This window comes from Micromonospora sp. CA-249363, from assembly GCF_050950185.1.
Classification (GTDB): Bacteria; Actinomycetota; Actinomycetes; order Mycobacteriales; family Micromonosporaceae; genus Micromonospora.
The window spans coordinates 1341914-1357329 of sequence record NZ_CP192020.1 but is presented as its reverse complement, the minus strand read 5'-3'; the positions used below and the strand labels follow the sequence as shown (position 1 = coordinate 1357329).

General features: G+C 72.0%; 11 protein-coding genes. 3 read left to right on the top strand and 8 right to left on the bottom strand.

Annotated elements, in window-relative coordinates:
• Positions 1-16: 16 nt before the first annotated feature.
• Together ACQPZK_RS06385 and ACQPZK_RS06380 are read right to left on the bottom strand one after the other, a co-directional pair.
• Positions 17-1114: a branched-chain amino acid aminotransferase gene (locus tag ACQPZK_RS06385; RefSeq protein WP_433537401.1), complete on the bottom strand. Its 1098-nt coding sequence runs from the start codon at positions 1112-1114 to the stop codon at positions 17-19.
• A 165-nt stretch (positions 1115-1279) separates the two neighbouring features.
• Complete coding sequence (locus tag ACQPZK_RS06380; protein ID WP_433537400.1) at positions 1280-2311, bottom strand: 3-isopropylmalate dehydrogenase; 1032 nt, start codon at positions 2309-2311, stop codon at positions 1280-1282.
• A gap of 225 nt (positions 2312-2536) precedes the next feature.
• Here ACQPZK_RS06380 and ACQPZK_RS06375 point away from each other — a divergent pair, with 225 nt between their 5' ends.
• On the top strand, positions 2537-3379 hold the full coding sequence (locus ACQPZK_RS06375; RefSeq protein WP_433537399.1) for an FAD:protein FMN transferase: 843 nt from the start codon (positions 2537-2539) through the stop codon (positions 3377-3379).
• 13 nt (positions 3380-3392) lie between these two features.
• Here the strand turns inward: ACQPZK_RS06375 and ACQPZK_RS06370 are convergent, their stop codons facing one another.
• A complete protein-coding gene (locus ACQPZK_RS06370) occupies positions 3393-4340 on the bottom strand; it encodes a hypothetical protein (protein ID WP_433537398.1) in 948 nt (315 codons plus the stop codon).
• Between the two features lie 455 nt (positions 4341-4795).
• Here ACQPZK_RS06370 and ACQPZK_RS06365 point away from each other — a divergent pair, with 455 nt between their 5' ends.
• The gene (locus tag ACQPZK_RS06365) at positions 4796-5152 is read left to right on the top strand and encodes a hypothetical protein (RefSeq protein WP_355052173.1); all 357 of its coding nucleotides are present in this window, start codon (positions 4796-4798) and stop codon (positions 5150-5152) included.
• Between the two features lie 115 nt (positions 5153-5267).
• On the opposite strand, the gene serA is transcribed toward ACQPZK_RS06365, so the two are convergent.
• The 5 genes from serA to ACQPZK_RS06340 all read right to left on the bottom strand — a co-directional run bounded on the left by serA (position 5268) and on the right by ACQPZK_RS06340 (position 13356).
• On the bottom strand, positions 5268-6866 hold the full coding sequence (gene serA / locus ACQPZK_RS06360) for a phosphoglycerate dehydrogenase (RefSeq protein WP_433537397.1): 1599 nt from the start codon (positions 6864-6866) through the stop codon (positions 5268-5270).
• Positions 6867-7264: 398 nt separating this feature from the next.
• Positions 7265-8278: a ketol-acid reductoisomerase gene (ilvC, locus tag ACQPZK_RS06355; protein ID WP_433537396.1), complete on the bottom strand. Its 1014-nt coding sequence runs from the start codon at positions 8276-8278 to the stop codon at positions 7265-7267.
• 56 nt (positions 8279-8334) lie between these two features.
• Positions 8335-8850, bottom strand: coding sequence for an acetolactate synthase small subunit (ilvN, locus tag ACQPZK_RS06350; protein ID WP_030337232.1), 516 nt, complete (start codon positions 8848-8850; stop codon positions 8335-8337).
• A gap of 82 nt (positions 8851-8932) precedes the next feature.
• A complete protein-coding gene (locus tag ACQPZK_RS06345; RefSeq protein WP_433537395.1) occupies positions 8933-10813 on the bottom strand; it encodes an acetolactate synthase large subunit in 1881 nt (626 codons plus the stop codon).
• A 188-nt stretch (positions 10814-11001) separates the two neighbouring features.
• Entirely contained in the window at positions 11002-13356 is a 2355-nt protein-coding gene (locus tag ACQPZK_RS06340) for a putative bifunctional diguanylate cyclase/phosphodiesterase (protein ID WP_433539124.1), read from the bottom strand.
• Positions 13357-13486: 130 nt separating this feature from the next.
• Here ACQPZK_RS06340 and ilvD point away from each other — a divergent pair, with 130 nt between their 5' ends.
• Entirely contained in the window at positions 13487-15334 is a 1848-nt protein-coding gene (gene ilvD, locus ACQPZK_RS06335) for a dihydroxy-acid dehydratase (RefSeq protein ID WP_433537394.1), read from the top strand.
• The last annotated feature ends 82 nt before the right edge of the window (positions 15335-15416 follow it).

The window sequence follows — 15416 nt, the reverse complement described above, 5'->3', positions numbered from 1 at the left end:
GGCCAGCCGACGGACGTCACAGAACCTGGTGCACCCAGCCGTGCGGGTCGGCGGCCTTGCCGCGCTGGATGTCGACCAACTGCTGGCGCAGCGACATGGTGACCCGACCAGGCTCGCCGCCACCGATCAGGAACTCGCCGTCGGGGAAGCGCACCCCGCCGATCGGGGTGATCACCGCGGCGGTGCCGCAGGCGAAGACCTCGCGGAGCCGGCCGCTGGCCGCGTCGGCCTGCCAGTCGGCGAACGACACCGGGCGCTCCTGCACCTGGTGCCCGGCCTTGCCGGCCAGCGTCATGACCGCGTCCCGGGTGATGCCGGGCAGGATCGTGCCGGTCAACGGCGGGGTGACCACCGAGTCGTCGTCGTAGACGAAGAAGACGTTCATGCCGCCCAGCTCGTCGACGAACCGGCGCTCCACGGCGTCGAGGAAGACGACCTGGTCGCAGCCGGCGTCGATGGCCTCGGCCTGGGCCGCCAGCGACGCGGCGTAGTTGCCACCGCACTTGGCCGCGCCGGTGCCGCCGGGCGCCGCCCGCGTGTAGTCCGGGGAGACCCAGACCGTGACCGGCTTGACGCCGCCGGTGAAGTACGCGCCGACCGGCGAGGCGATCACCATGTAGAGGTACTCATTGGCCGGACGGACGCCGAGGAAGACCTCACTGGCGAACATGAACGGCCGCAGGTAGAGGCTGCCGTCCTCGCCGGTCGGGATCCACTCCCGGTCGATCTCGATGAGCCGGTGCAACGAGTCGACGAACACCTCGGGCGGCAACGCCGGCATCGCCATTCGCCGCGCCGAGTCGACGAAGCGGGCGGCGTTGGCGTCCGGCCGGAACATGGTCACGCCGCCGTCGGCCGTCCGGTACGCCTTCAGCCCTTCGAAGATCTCCTGCGCGTAGTGCAGCACCGCGCTGGCCGGGTCCATCGGGATCGGCCCCCGCGCCTCCACCCGGGCGTCGTACCAGCCCTTGCCGTCGGCGTACCGGACGGTGACCATGTGGTCGGTGAAGACTCGGCCGAACCCCGGGTTGGCCAGCAGGGCAGCCCGGTCGGCGGCGGATACCGGCGCGGGATTCGGACGGATCTCGAAGTCGAGCTTGTCACCACCGCTCATCGCGCTGACCTCCCTGCGGGACAACGGCATGCGGGATCGCACACCGACATGGCTGTGCCAGAAACTTACCCCGAACGACCGTTCAGAAGGTAGCGCCGCTCGGGACCGGGTGGGCTGCCCGGACAGGCGGATACCGCCCCGGCCGCGGTGCGCGGCCCGGGACGGTCAGGCTACGGCGTGGGCGGCGAGCCGGTCGCCGACCTCGGCGGTGCGCAGCGCCGTGCCCGGGGTACGGCCGGCCAACTCGGCGGCGACCGCCGCGTTGACCCGGGCCGCCGCCTCGGCGTGCCCGAGCTGCTCCAGCAGGAGCGCCACCGAGAGCACCGCGGCCACCGGGTCGGCGATGCCCTGCCCGGCGATGTCCGGCGCCGAGCCGTGCACCGGCTCGAACATCGAGGGGTACGCGCCCTCGGGGTTGATGCAGCCGCTGGCGGCCAGCCCGATACCGCCGGTGACGGCGGCGGCGATGTCGGTGAGGATGTCGCCGAAGAGGTTGTCGGTGACCACCACGTCGTAGCGCTGCGGCTGGGTCACCAGGAACATCGCGGCGGCATCGACGTGCTGGTACTCCGTCGCGACGTCCGGGTGCTCGGCGGCGACGGCCGCGAAGGCACGCGACCACAGCGACCCCGCGTGGGTCAGCACGTTGGTCTTGTGCACCAGCGTGACCTTGCGCCGCTCCCGGCGACCGGCCCGCGCGAACGCGTCGCGGATCACCCGCTCCACGCCGTGCCGGGTGTTGAGGCTCTCCTCGGTGGCGACCTCGGCGGGCGTGTCGCGGTGCAACGTACCGCCCGCGCCGGCGTACAGCCCCTCGGTGCCCTCGCGGACCACCACCAGGTCGACCTCGCCCGGCTTCACGTTGCCCAACGGCCCGGCGACGCCGGGCCAGAGGCGCGAGGGACGCAGGTTGACGTACTGGTCGAAGGCGAACCGGAGCTTGAGCAGCAGGCCGCGCTCCAGGACACCCGGCGGCACCGTGGGGTCGCCCACCGCGCCGAGCAGGATCGCGTCATGCCCGGCCAGCTCGGTCAGCACCGAGTCGGGCAGAACCTCGCCGGTGCGGTGCCAGCGGGCGGCGCCGAGGTCGTACTCGGTGGCCTGCACGCCGGGAAGCACCGCGTCGAGGACCTTGCGAGCCTGCGCGACCACCTCGGGCCCGATGCCGTCTCCGGCCACCACCGCGATCCGCGCCACGCCCGCTCTCCCCACGCTCGACTGCCCTGTTCGGCAACGGTACGTCGCCGTCCCGCCCCCCGGTACGATGCTTCCAGCATTCGGGATTACCGGATGCACAGCACCCTCTCAGGCGGGACTCATGTAGCGATCATGTGCGCTGCCTACGGTAGGGGTCAGCGGGTCAGGGGGGCCCGCGCACGGTGATCGTGACGACGTGACGTCAACTGCGAGGGGGCAGGCGCGATGCGCATCGACGAGCAGCCACGGACCCGCTGGCCGGAGCTGTCGACGTTCCGGCACCGCAGGCCGGACCTCCGCCTCGGCAGCCGCCGTCGCCGGTTCGACCCGGCCAGCGCGACCCAGGGCCGCATCGCGGTGCAGCACACCGTCCGCACCGCCACGGCGGAGTACACGCTGCTGCTCAACGCCCCCGAGTCGCTCGGTCGTCGGGGGGTCGGCGAGGCGCTGCGGGACGCCGTCGCCGAGCTGCGCGCCGTCGACCTGACCTACGGCCCGAACCGCCCGGAGAGCCTGGTCTCCCGCCTGCGTCGGGGCGAGATCAGCCCGGAGTCGTACCCCCCGCTGGCCGACCTGGTGGACCGCTGCGCGGCGATGCGCGCCGCCACCGACGGCTGGTTCGACGCCTGGGCGGTGCCCGGCGGCTTCGACCCGGGCGGCCTGCTGGGCGGCTGGGCCGTCGAGCGGGCCGCCGCCCGGCTGCGCGCGGCGGGCGTGCACGACTACGCCGTACTCGCCGGCGCCGACCTCGTGGTCCGGGGCCGCGCGCCGCACGGCGGACCGTGGCGGGTCGCGATCCACCACCCGACGGCGCCGGACCGCGCGCCACTGGTGCTGGAGATGACCTCTGGGGCGGTCGGCACCTCCGGGGTGTCCGGACGGCAGGGGCACGTGGTCGACCCGCACACCGGTGAGCCGGCCCACCACCTGCTCGCCGCGACCGTCGTCGGCCCGGACCTGACGGTCGCCGACGCGTACGCCACCGCGCTCTACGCCGCCGGCCCCACCGGCCTGACCTGGTTCCGGGGTGGCTCCGAGTACCGCGCGCTCTTCGCCCACCGACGCTGAGCCCTTACCGCCATCAGCGTCCCGTGCTGGGGTCCGGCACGGTCACCCGTGCCGGGGTCCGTGCCCCGAAGACGGTGGCGACCAGGTCGCTCACGGCATGCACTCCCACGTCGATCCCCTTGCCGGGTGGGAGTTGGTACATGATGGCGACGACGTAGCGCTGGTCGTCGCCGGCGAACCCCACGGTGTTGGTGACCCAGTGCTCTCCGCCCGGGTCCGGCTCGATCGACCAACCGTCCTTGGTGCCGGGGTGCATGTCGCTGCCGGCCGCCCAGACACCCCACCGCTGGATCGAGCCGACCGACCGCATCGCGCCGACGAGATAGGCCCGGTCGGTCGGATCGAGGTCGTCCAGCACGTACGACATCAACCGCTGGAGATCCTCGGCCGTGCACTTGAGGTGCCCCCAGAAGCGCGCGTAGCCGGCGACGGTGGTCAGCCCGGTCATGCCGTAGCGCCCCCGGAAGCGCTTGAGCTGTCCGTCGCGCCCATAGCGGTTCCACAGCGCGGTGGCCGCGTCGTCGGAGGAGAAGTTCAGCATGTCGGCGATCTGTCGACGCGCGGTGGTGTCGAGCGTGATCTCGCCCGCCCACGAGCGCTCCAGCAGCCCGACGGCCATCGCCAGTTTGATGGTGGAGGCCGTCCAGATCGGACGGTCGGTCGTCCCCGCCCGCCAGGACCTGCCGGTGCGCCGGTCCCGTACCAGGATTCCGAGGACTCCCGGCTTGCTCCTGAGAAGGGTGGCCGCCGCCGCGAAACGGCGGCGTTGGGCCTCGTCCGCGCCGACCGTACCGGGTTGCCGGCCCCCGGCCGGGCCCAGCCCACTCGTCGACCTCGGCTCGACGCTCCCCGTGGCCGACGAGGAGTCGCGCCCAGTGGGCGAGCCGGTCGGATCGGTCGAGCAGGCGGCCAGCACGAGCACCGCCACCAGGGCCGCGAGGAGCCGCGTCGAGCCCGGCACTCGTCGTGGCGGCGCAGGTCGCCGCCGCCGGGCGGCCCAGCGACCACCCCGACGGCCATCGCCATTCGACAACTGGGCGCTTGTCACGGCGGCCGATCATAGCCGCGTGGCGAGCGTCTGGTCGCACGTCAGAAGGGCGACCCCGGAGCGCCTGGATTGCGATCGGCCCCCACGGCCTCGGCAACGGCTGTGGGGGCCAATCAGCGACGAGTGCGCGTGGCTCGCACAATCGAGGGGTGCGGACCGGTCGGGCCGGACGTCGGCCACGCCACCCGAAGACGGGCCGGCGTCACGGCCTGGCGGCCAGTAACCGCAGTCGTACGCTAGCGAATCGACGCAACTCGACGCAAGAGTCTCCACAGCGGACTCCTTCCGACGCCTCCGCAGAGGTTCGGCGATTGGCCTGCGGCGAGGCAATTTCGACATGGTGAACGACGGATGGCACGCTGTCCGCCGTGAGTTTCGATCTGAGTGTGTGGGCCCTGGAGGACGGGGCGACGCCCGAGGACGTGCGGGCAGCGGTCGAGGGTTGCCGGCAAGGGCGGCACGTGGACCGATACCCGGACCCGCGCGTCGTCGGCTTCTACCGGGCGATCACCGCGTCCTATCCGGACCGGCACCCCGGCCCGGACAGCCCCTGGGCTGTCGCGCCGCTGCACGCCGCCCACGATCACGTCGAGCTGAACCTGCACCCGACCTGCCCGGACCAGGTACTGCTGGACATCGAGCGGCTGGCCGGCGAGCACGGGCTGATGCTCTTCGACCCCCAGGACGGCTCGGTCTATCCGCCTCCGGCCCGGTTGCCGAACTGACCACTTCCGGGGCGAACCACCTCCCGGCGTACGACGAAGGGGCCCGGCGCAGTCGCCGGGCCCCCCGTGGTGCTGTCGTCCGTGCCGCCACCGCCCGTCGGGCGGCGGCCGTTCACTACTCGTCGCGCAGGTCAGCCGCGCTGGCCGCGGTCGCGCCGATCGAGTCGGCCGCCGAGGTGAGCAGGTCGGCGCCGAGCGCCTGGTCGACGGTGAGGGTCATCAGCGTCTCGCCGCCCGCCTCGCGCCGAGCCACCTGCATCGCGGCGATGTTGATGCCCGACTCGCCGAGCAGCGTACCGACGGTGCCGACGACGCCCGGGCGGTCGGCGTACCGCAGGAACAGCAGGATGCCCTCGGCGGCGATCTCCACGTCGAAGCCGTCCACCTCGGTCAGCCGCGGGACGTCGCGGCTGCCCGCGTGGGTGACCGTCCCGGAGACGCTGACCGCCCGGCCGTCCGGCAGGGCGCCACGCACCGTGACGAGCAGCGGCTGGTCGGCCGACTCGACCTGACTGTCCAGAGTGACCTCGACGCCGCGCTCGGCGGCGAGGTGCGGGGCGTTGACGTAGGTGACCTGCTCCTCGACCACCGAGCTGAACAAGCCCTTCGTGGCGGCCAGCTTGAGCACCGACACGTCGTGGCCGACGACCTCGCCACGCACCTCGACGGTGACGCTGGCCGCGATCCCGCCGGCGACGGCGGTGAAGGCCCGACCCAGCTTCTCGGCCAACGGCAGCAGCGGGCGGACGTCCTCGGCGACCACGCCGCCGGCCTGGACGTTGACCGCGTCCGGCACGAACTCGCCCTGCAGCGCCAGCTTCACGCTCTTGGCGACCGCCAGACCGGCCTTGTCCTGTGCCTCGTGCGTCGAGGCGCCCAGGTGCGGGGTGGCCACCACGTTGTCGAAGGCGAACAGCGGCGAGGAGGTGCACGGCTCCTTCGAGTACACGTCGACGCCGGCGCCGGCGACCCGCCCCTCGGCAATCGCGTCGGCGAGCGCCTGCTCGTCGACCAGACCACCGCGGGCGGCGTTCACGATGCGGACGCCGGGCTTGACGAGCGCCAACTCCTTCTCGCCGATCAGGCCGACCGTCTCCGGGGTCTTCGGCAGGTGGATCGAGATGAAGTCGCTCTCGCGCAGCAACTCCTCGAGCCCGACCAGGCGTACGCCGAGCTGCGCCGCCCGAGCCGGCTGGATGTACGGGTCGTACGCGATCAGTCGGGTGCCGAACGCGGCGATGCGCTGCGCGAACAGCACCCCGATGCGGCCGAGCCCGACCACGCCGACAGTCTTGCCCTGTACCTCGACGCCGGTGTACTTGGACCGCTTCCACTCGCCCGCCTTGAGCGCCGCGCTGGCGCTGGCGGTGTTGCGGGCGACGGCGAGCAGCAGTGCGACGGCCTGCTCGGCGGCGGAGACGATGTTCGAGGTGGGCGCGTTGACGACCATCACACCCCGCGCGGTGGCTGCCGGCACCTCGACGTTGTCGAGCCCGACGCCCGCGCGGGCGACCACCTTGAGTCGCGGCGCGGCGGCGACCGCCTCGGCGTCGATCTGGGTCGCGCTGCGCACGATGACGGCGTCGGCCTCGGAGAGCGCCGAGAGCAGGGCCGGACGGTCGGTGCCGTCGACGTGACGGACGTCGAAGTCGTGAGCTAGCACCTCGATGGCGGCGGGGGCGAGTTCTTCGGCGATCAGTACGACAGGATTCATCGGTCCTCGTAGAGGTCGTGTTTGCGATCGGCGCGGGTGGCGGGGCGCCGCACTGCACCCCGTGCTGATCCGCGCCGTGGCCGTCAGGTGCCGGCTCAGCGCACCTACCCGCGATCGTAGGGGCCGCGCTGGCCGGCGTGTTCCGGTCTACGGGGTGAGTGCCCTCACACGCCCGGACACCAGTAGTTCACCGCCCCGAAACGCACCCCACCCCCGCCCCGCGCACTCCAGCCTGCGCGATCTTGCACTTTCTGTGGCGACGTAAGGGGTAGAGGCCCACAAATCGACATCCGAAAGTGCAAGATCGACGTGGGGCGAGGGGCGAGGGCGGGGCGGGGCGGGGTTGCCCCGGGACGCGCTGGGGAGAGCGCGGCCCGGGGCCCGAGGACGTGGGTGGGTCAGGCGGTTTCGGTGATCGGGCGGTCGACCCAGCTCATCATGCCGCGCAGCTTCCTACCGGTCTCCTCGATCGGGTGCGCTGCACCCTCGGCCTGCCACTTGGTGAAGTTGGGGCGGCCGGCCTCGTCCTCGGCGACCCACTCGCGGGCGAACTCGCCGGACTGGATCTCGCCGAGGATCTTGCGCATCTCCTCCTTGACCCGGGAGTCGATGATGCGCGAGCCCCGGGAGAGGTCGCCGTACTCGGCGGTGTCGGAGATGCTGTACCGCATCTTGGCGATGCCGCCCTCGTACATCAGGTCGACGATCAGCTTCAGCTCGTGCAGGCACTCGAAGTAGGCCACCTCCGGGGCGTAGCCGGCCTCGGTGAGCACCTCGAAACCGGTCTGCACCAGCGCCGAGGCGCCGCCGCAGAGCACCGCCTGCTCGCCGAAGAGGTCGGTCTCGGTCTCCTCGGTGAAGGTGGTCTTGATCGCGCCGGCCCGGGTGCCGCCGATCCCCTTGGCGTACGCGAGGGCGAGCGCGAACGCGGTGCCGGTGGCGTCCTGCTCGACGGCGACCAGACAGGGCACGCCCTTGCCGTCGACGTACTGGCGACGCACCAGGTGACCGGGGCCCTTGGGGGCGACCATGGCGACGTCCACCTCGGCCGGCGGCTTGATCAGGCCGTACCGGATGTTGAAACCGTGGCCGAAGAAGATGGCCTTGCCGGGGGCCAGGTGCGGCTCGATCGACTCGGCGTAGATCTTGCGCTGGGCGGTGTCCGGCGCAAGCACCATGATCACGTCCGCCTCGGCCGAGGCCTCTGCCGGCGTGACCACCCGCAGGCCCTGCTCCTCGGCCTTGGGACGGCTCTTCGAGCCCTCCGGCAGACCGATCACCACGTCGACGCCGGAGTCGCGCAGCGACAGCGCGTGGGCGTGGCCCTGGCTGCCGTAGCCGATCACCGCGACCTTCTTGGCCTGGATCAGGCCGAGGTCGGCATCGTCGTCGTAGTACACCTCAACGCTCATGAGAACTTCCCTTTCGTACGACGGCCTGAGTGCCCGTCGTGGTCTGTGCGGATGGGTCAGGCGGCCCGCAGCGCGGGACCGGCGGTGATCGAACGCGAACCGCGCCCGATGGCCACCAGCCCGGACTGGACCATTTCCTTGATGCCGAAGGACTCGAGGTCGCGCAGCAGCGCGTCGAGCTTGTCCGGCGTGCCGGTGGCCTCGATGGTCAGCGTGTCCGGTGCGACATCCACCACCCGGGCGCGGAACAGGTTGACGGTCTCCAGCACCTGGGACCGGGCGGCCCGGTCGGCGCGGACCTTGACCAGCAGCAACTCCCGGGCGACCGAGACCTGCGGGTCCAGCTCAACGATCTTGAGCACGTTGACCAGCTTGTTGAGCTGCTTCGTGACCTGTTCCAGAGGGGACGACTCCGCGTTGACCACGATCGTGATCCGGGAGACGTCCGGGTTCTCGGTCTCGCCGACGGCGAGGCTGTCGATGTTGAACCCGCGCCGGGAGAACAGGCCGGACACCCGGGCGAGCACGCCGGGCTTGTTCTCCACGAGCACGGACAGCGTGTGCATCGTCATGCCACGACCTCGCTTCGCTCGGTCGCGCCCTGACGACCCGCATCACTGAGCTTGATGATTCGTTCGCTTTGCTCACTCATGGTCAGATGTCATCCTCGTCGAAGACCGGGCGGACGCCACGGGCGAACATGATCTCGTCATTGCTGGTGCCGGCGGCCACCATCGGCCAGACCATGGCGTCCTTGCCGACCACGAAGTCGATCACGACCGGGGCGTCGTTGATCTCCATGGCGGCGGCGATGGTCTTGTCCACGTCCTCGGCGGTCTCGCAGCGCAACCCGACGCAGCCCAGCGCCTCGGCGAGCTTGACGAAGTCGGGGATGCGGTGCTTGTGCGTGCCCAGCTCTGTGTTGGAGTAGCGCTCGTTGTAGAAGAGCGTCTGCCACTGCCGGACCATGCCGAGGTTGCCGTTGTTGATGACGGCGATCTTGACCGGGATGCCCTCCAGCGCGCAGGTCGCCAACTCCTGGTTGGTCATCTGGAAGCAACCGTCACCGTCGATCGCCCACACCACGGCGTCCGGCTTGCCGACCTTCGCGCCCATGGCCGCCGGCACCGCGTAGCCCATGGTGCCGAGACCGCCGGAATTCAACCAGGTGTACGGCTTCTCGTAGGAGATGAACTGGGACGCCCACATCTGGTGCTGCCCCACCCCGGCCACGAAGATCGTGTCGGGACCGACGATCTCTCCCAACCGCTTGATCACGTACTGCGGGGAGAGCGTGCCGTCGGCCGGCTCGTCGTAGCCCAGCGGATAACGGTTGCGCAGGTCGTCGAGCTGGGTCCACCAGTCGGCCAGATCGGTGACGCGCCCCGCCGCGCGCTCGACGGTGACCGCCGCGATCAACTCGTCGATGACGTGCTTGGCGTCACCGACGATCGGCACGTCCGCGTGCCGGTTCTTGCCGATCTCGGCGGGGTCGATGTCGGCGTGCACCACCGCCGCGTCCGGAGCGAACGAGTCGAGCTTGCCGGTGACCCGGTCGTCGAACCGCGCGCCCAGCGCCACGATCAGATCGGCCTTCTGGAGGCCGTACACGGCGGCGACCGTGCCGTGCATGCCGGGCATGCCCAGGTGCTGCGGGTGCGAGTCGGGGAACGCGCCGAGCGCCATCAGGGTCGTGATGACCGGAATGCCGGTCAGGTCGGCGAGCCGACGCAGCCCCTCGGTGGCGCCGGCCTTGAGCACGCCGCCGCCCACGTAGAGCACCGGCCGCCGGGCGCTGGCCAGCAGGCGGGCCGCCTCGCGGATCTGCTTGCCGTGCGGGTGCAGGGTGGGCCGGTAGCCGGGCAGGTCCAGCGTGGGCGGCCAGGTGAAGGTGGTCGACGCCTGGAGCACGTCCTTGGGGATGTCGACGAGCACCGGGCCGGGCCGGCCGGTGCTGGCCAGGTGGAACGCCTCGGCCAGCACCTGCGGGATCTCCTCGGCGGTCTGCACGAGGAAGTTGTGCTTGGTGATCGGCAGCGTGATGCCCTGGATGTCCGCCTCCTGGAAGGCGTCGGTGCCGATCGACGGACGGGCCACCTGGCCGGTGATCGCCACCATCGCGACCGAGTCCATGTACGCGTCGGCGATCGGCGTCACCAGGTTGGTCGCGCCCGGGCCGGAGGTGGCGATGCAGACGCCGACCTTGCCGGTGGCCTGCGCGTAGCCGGTCGCCGCGTGACCGGCGCCCTGCTCGTGGCGGACCAGGATGTGCCGGACGGTGGAGTCGTAGAGCGGGTCGTACGCCGGCAGGATCGCGCCGCCCGGGATGCCGAAGACGACGTCGACGCCGAGCGCCTCGAGGGACCGCACCAGCGAGCCGGCGCCGGAGACCTGGGCCGGGGCGGTTGTCCGTACGGCCGGGACTGCCGGCGTGGCCGCGGCGCGGGCGGCGGGGTCGGCGGCGCCGGCCGGGTCGGCGGTCGCGCGGGCCCGCCGGGCGGTGTGGGCGAGGGTCTCGGGCGTTGGTCTCGTCATGGTGGTTCTGGCCTTCGGCTGGAGTGGCTGGGGCTTGTTCAGCGATGCGACGCGGGCGTGGGCCCGTCGCGACAGGTTCCGACGGCAATAAAAACGGCCCTCGTGCAGATGCACGGGGCCAGCGCACTCTCGACGGAGGAGAGTGCGCTCAGATAAGTACTCGCAGCGACCGGTACGACGACATGCGGCTAAGCCTGACGCATCTCACGCGATGAGTCAACTGATCCCACATGTTGGTTAACGGACGGCGGCGTTTCGGACGACGCCGCGCCGCCGCCAGGCGGCATGACCTGCCCCGACCCACTCGCTGGCCGGCGCTGGGCGGGCACCGCACCGGGCCGCGCGCCCGGCGAGGTGGCCGCCTCCAGCATCGCCTCCAGGTGCTCCGCGGGCACCCCCCAGCCGAACAGCGCTCCCTGACCGAACCGACAGCCCGCCGCGACCACCGCCGCCAGCTCCGTCGGCGTGGTGACGCCCTCGGCGATGACCTCCATGCCCAACTGGTGGCCCAGCCGCATGACGATGTCGACCATGGGCGCGAACGCCGGACCGTCCCGGCCCACCGGCCGGACCGGCTCGTGCTCGGCCACCAGGCTGTGATCGATCTTGAGAATGTCGATGGGGAGCCGGCGTAGCTGCCCCAGGGACGAGTACCCGGCGCCGAAGTCGTCCAACGCGATCCGTACGCCGGTCAGCCGCAGCGCGGTCAACCGCCGGATCAGCTCGTCCAGGTCGGTGGCGACCGCGTGCTCGGTGACCTCCAGCACCAGCCGCTGCGGCGGTACGTGGTGGGCGCGCAGGGCGTCGGCGACCTGGACCACGTACTCCGGGGCGTGCAGCTCACGCGGCGAGACGTTCACCGAGACCCAGACGTCGTGCCCGTCGGCCAGCCAACGGGAGAGCTGGTAGCAGGCCTGGTGCAGCACCCAGGCGCCGAGCGCGGAGATCATCCCGCCCTCCTCGGCGAGGGGGATGAACTCGTCCGGGCGGACGTTGCCCAGCTCGGGGTGGTGCCAGCGCAGCAACGCCTCGGCGCCGACGGGCCGTACGGACGGCAGCGACGCCACCGGTTGGAAGGCGAGCCGCAGCTCGTCGCGGTCGATCGCGCCCCGCAGCTCGTGCTCGACGGTGGTACGGCGGCGCAGCAACTGGTCGTACGCCGCGTCGTAGCGCTCGATCCGGTTCTTGCCGCGTTGCTTGGCGTAGCGCAGCGCCAGGTCGGCGTGGCGCAGCAGCAACTCCACGTCCGGCTCGGCGGCCCACCCGGCCACGCCGATGCTCACGGACAGGAAGACCGGGCCCTCCGGCTGGTCGTACGGGCGGTTCAGCACCCCGAGCAGCCGCTCGGCCACGCGGTCCGCCTCGGCGGGCCGGGCCGGCATGAGCACGGCGAACTCGTCGCCGCCGAGCCGGGCCGCCACATCGCCCGGACGCAGATTGCCACGCAGCCGGCGGCCGACCTCGGCCAGCACCGCGTCACCCACGTCGTGGCCCCGCATGTCGTTGACGTTCTTGAAGCCGTCCAGGTCCAGACCGAGCAGGACGCACGGCGTGCCCGCCGCCGCGCTGTCGTGCAACGCCCGCAGCAGCCCGCGCCGGTTGGCCAACGACGTCAACGGGTCGGTGTGCGCCAGTTCACGGAAGTGCGCCTCCCGCTCGACCAGGCGGCCCGCGTAGTCCCGGACGTCCTTGAGGGTGAGGTACTGCCGGGCCACCAGGGCGAAGCCCTCCACGCTGCCGGCGAGAATGCCCGGCGCGGTGAAGCGGCCGTCCTGGAGCAGGTGGTACATCGCCGAGGCCGCCATCGCCAGCATCGGGGCGAGGGCGTACTCACCGTCCCGACCGATGAGATCCAGCGCGACCTCGCCCGGCTGGTCGGCCCGGCGCACCTCGAGCGCGACGGTCAGCAGTCCGGCCGACAGCAGCGCCGCGCCGGTGAGCGCCATGGTCGGCCCGGACTGACAGAGCCCCGCGCTGAGGCCCAACCCGCCGCAGCTCACCGCGGTGATTCCGGTCGCGAGCACGGCCAGCCGGCGACGCGGGGCGGCGGCCCGGAAGACGACGATCACGGCGAGGCCGGCGCCGAGCGCCGCGCTCACCGTCGTCACCAGGATCGCCGGGCAGGCCATCGGGGTGGCGGCGCCGAGCAGGCGGGTCGGCTCGGAGAAGAGCACCCAGCCGACGAACCACAGCGCCGCCGCCACGGTGACGCCGTCCAGAGCGAGCCGGGCGGTCCCCGCGGCGGTGGCGGCGACCCCCGGCAGCCGGAGCAGACCGGCCGCGAAGGCCAGCCCGGCCAGCGCCGTACCGATCGCCGCCGCGGTGGCCCATCCGGTCCGCTGCCCCTGCTCGTGAGCCCAGTGGTCGCTCGCCGACAGCACCGCCGCCACCCCGGCCAGCAGGCTGACCAGGGACACCCCGGCGGCTGCCGCGAGCAGCAGGTGCGCCGGACGACGCGGCCCGGTCCGCTGCCGGGCGACCACGGTCAGCAGCGCGGTGGCCACGGTCGCGACCAGCCCGCTCAGCGCCGCGACGGCGACCATGCCCGGGGGGAGATGCACGACAACAAGAGTGCCGGATGAGCGCACATCGCGGGAGACCGCATGTGCATCTGTTGGGACACGGCCCCTCTACCGCAGGCTGCTTCGCGGCGGCGGTGTCATGCTGGTACGCATGCCTGAGCTGCGATCGAGGACGTCCACACACGGTCGGACGATGGCCGGCGCCCGGGCCCTCTGGCGGGCCACCGGGATGACCGATGACGATTTCGGCAAGCCGATCGTCGCCATCGCCAACAGTTTCACCCAGTTCGTGCCGGGTCACGTACACCTGAAGGACATGGGCGGCCTGGTCGCGGACGCGGTGGCCGAGGCCGGCGGCGTCGGTCGGGAGTTCAACACGATCGCGGTCGACGACGGCATCGCGATGGGGCACGGCGGCATGCTCTACTCCCTGCCGAGCCGGGAGCTGATCGCCGACGCGGTGGAGTACATGGTCAACGCGCACTGCGCGGACGCCCTGGTCTGCATCTCGAACTGCGACAAGATCACCCCGGGGATGCTGCTGGCCGCGCTGCGCCTCAACATCCCGACCGTCTTCGTCTCCGGCGGCCCGATGGAGGCCGGCAAGACGGCGGCGATCGAGGGCATCGTGCACAGCAAGATCGACCTGATCGACGCCATGATCGCCTCGTCGAACGAGGCGGTCACCGACGACCAGCTCGGCGAGATCGAGCGCTCCGCCTGCCCCACCTGCGGCTCCTGCTCCGGCATGTTCACCGCCAACTCGATGAACTGCCTCACCGAGGCCATCGGGCTCGCGCTCCCCGGCAACGGCTCCACGCTGGCGACCCACGCCGCGCGCCGGTCGCTGTTCGTCGAGGCCGGCCGGACCGTCGTCGACATCGCCAAGCGGTGGTACGACGGCGACGACGACTCGGTGCTCCCCCGCACCGTCGCGTCCAAGGCCGCCTTCGAGAACGCGGTCGCCCTCGACGTCGCCATGGGCGGCTCCACCAACACGGTGCTGCACCTGCTCGCCGCCGCCCGCGAGGCGGAACTGGACTTCGGCGTCGCCGACATCGACGCCATCTCCCGGCGGGTGCCCTGTCTGGCCAAGGTCGCCCCGAACTCCCCCAAGTACCACATGGAGGACGTGCACCGCGCCGGCGGCATCCCCGCGATCCTCGGTGAACTGGACCGGGCCGGGCAACTCAACCGGGACGTGCACGCCGTGCACTCCCCCTCCCTGGCCCAGTGGCTGACCGACTGGGATGTGCGCGGCGGCTCGCCGAGGCCCGAGGCGGTCGAGCTGTTCCACGCCGCGCCGGGCGGGGTGCGTACCGTCGAGCCCTTCTCCACCACCAACCGCTGGTCGACGCTGGACACCGACGCCGCCGAGGGCTGCATCCGCGACCGCGAGCACGCGTACTCCGCCGACGGCGGCCTGGCCATCCTGCACGGCAACCTGGCCCCGGACGGTTGCGTCGTGAAGACCGCCGGAGTGCCGGACGACTGCCTGACGTTCCGCGGCCCGGCGAAGGTGTACGAGTCGCAGGACGACGCCGTCACCGCGATCCTGGCCAAGGAGGTCGTCGCCGGGGACGTCGTGGTGATCCGCTACGAGGGCCCCAGGGGCGGCCCCGGCATGCAGGAGATGCTCTACCCCACCTCGTTCCTCAAGGGTCGCGGGCTGGGCCGGTCCTGCGCGCTGCTCACCGACGGTCGCTTCTCCGGCGGCACGTCCGGCCTCTCCATCGGGCACGCCTCCCCCGAGGCCGCCTCCGGCGGTCTGATCGCCCTGGTCCGCGAAGGCGACGAGATCGTCATCGACATCCCGGCCCGGTCGATCGAGCTGAACGTGCCCGCCGACGAGTTGGAGGCACGTCGGGTGGCGGAGGAGAAGCGCGACAAGCCGTACACCCCGGCCGACCGGCAGCGACCGTTGTCGGCGGCGCTGCGCGCGTACGCCTCAATGGCCACCTCGGCCAGCGACGGCGCCTACCGCCGCGTCCCCGAGTAGGCCGGTCTCGATCGGCGCGACGTCGCCGATGGCGCGGTATCCGCTCGACGGGATGCCACGACATCGGCGATCTCGTGTCGAT